This is a genomic window from Mesorhizobium sp., from assembly GCF_004962925.1.
Classification (GTDB): domain Bacteria; phylum Pseudomonadota; class Alphaproteobacteria; order Rhizobiales; family Rhizobiaceae; genus Mesorhizobium.
The window spans coordinates 7,049-8,568 of sequence record NZ_SUEO01000253.1 but is presented as its reverse complement, the minus strand read 5'-3'; the positions used below and the strand labels follow the sequence as shown (position 1 = coordinate 8,568).

At 65.1% G+C, this 1,520-nt stretch carries 2 protein-coding genes; one reads left to right on the top strand and one right to left on the bottom strand.

Annotated features, from left to right (window positions below; all coding sequences use genetic code 11):
- Positions 1–444: MFS transporter (locus E5W87_RS31295; RefSeq protein ID WP_292406566.1), on the bottom strand; the 444-nt coding region annotated here is incomplete at its 3' end.
- 136 nt (positions 445–580) lie between these two features.
- Here E5W87_RS31295 and E5W87_RS31290 point away from each other — a divergent pair.
- A complete protein-coding gene (locus E5W87_RS31290; RefSeq protein ID WP_292406565.1) occupies positions 581–1,513 on the top strand; it encodes a LysR substrate-binding domain-containing protein in 933 nt (310 codons plus the stop codon).
- The last annotated feature ends 7 nt before the right edge of the window (positions 1,514–1,520 follow it).

Sequence of the window (1,520 nt, the reverse complement as noted above, 5' to 3'; positions counted from 1 at the left end):
GTTGACGCTGCCGCCGAGCAGACCGGTGACAAGCAGGACGACGGCCAGAAGCGCAACGCCGGGAACATGTGCCGGCGCCGGCACGACGATGAACGCCATGAAAGAAAGCCATATCGCAGTCGCGCCTAGCCCGGTCAAAAGCACGCGCCGGTCGCCCCAGCGATCGGTCAGCAGCCCCCAGGGCAGTTCACTCAGCGCAACGCCTAGGCCCAGAAGACCCAGAACGAGGCCAAGCTGACCATTGCCGAGATGGTAGCCCGAGCGCATGAACACCGCCGTCGTCGGGATGCCCGAGAAGGTCGCAGAAAAGCAGGCATTGGCGGCCACGCCGATGCCCAGCACCTTCCAGCGATGATTGCTGCGAGGTGCCGACGCGGGGGCAGCGGTGATGTCCGGCCGGGGCTTGCCCGGTTTGCGATCTGAGGCGGTAGCGATGGCTGACATTATTCGATTCCCCTGGGCTCGATTCCCTGGATGGACCGGCTGCATCCGGACCTTGACGCGCCGTCTCTACCGCCATAGCTTCGTCCTGAATATCGGGAAGTTGTGGATAGACGGTCCCGAAAAACAGGATTGATCCGTGCGACGCGTGACATTCGATCTGGACGTTCTCAGAAGTTTCGTCACCGGGATGGAGCTGGGCAGCTTCGCCAAGGCCGCCGACCGGCTCGGCCGCTCGACCTCGGCGATCAGCGCGCAGTTGAAGAAGCTGGAGGAACAGGCAGCGACGCCGATCTTCCGCAAATCGGGGCGCGGCCTAGCGTTGACGGAGGCCGGCGAGACAATGCTCGGCTATGCGCGACGGCTGCTCGAACTCAACGACGAAGCCGCGTCCGCCATACATGATATCGAGCTGGAGGGCTGGGTACGGCTCGGGCTGCAGGAGGATTTCGGCGAGGCGGTGCTGCCGGAGGTGCTCGGCCGCTTCGCCCGCGCGCACCCCAAGGTCAAGATCGAAGCCAGGATCGCGCGCAGCTACGAACTCGCCGAGCGGATCACGTCCGGCAGCCTCGATATCGCGCTTGCCTGGCACAACGGGGCGACGCTGCCTTACAGCCAACATGTCGCCGATGTTCAGATGCGCTGGATCGGCCCGGCAAAACTCATCGAGACAAACCTGCGCGATGGCGAGGCGCTGCCACTGGTGGCGCTCGAAGCGCCATGCCTGCTGCGCACGATAGCGACGGAAACACTCGACCGCGCCGGCCTGTCGTGGCGGATGGCTTTTTCCAGCCCGAGCCTTGGCGGCATCTGGGCGGCGGTCGCCGCCGGGCTTGGGCTGACGATCCGCACCGATATCGGTCTGCCGGCCAGTGTGAAGGCAATGACACCGGACGTCCTGGGATTACCCGCACTGCCTGAGATGGCGCTGTTCCTGCATCGCAAGGAGGCCGAGCCGGACCCGGTGGCGGCGCGCCTTGCCGATATCCTGCTGCAGGCGGCGCTGGAATCGTTACCCGAAAACGCGCAAGCGCATAGCGGCTTGCGGAGCGCTGCACGCTCCTTGCCTTAAGCAGCGC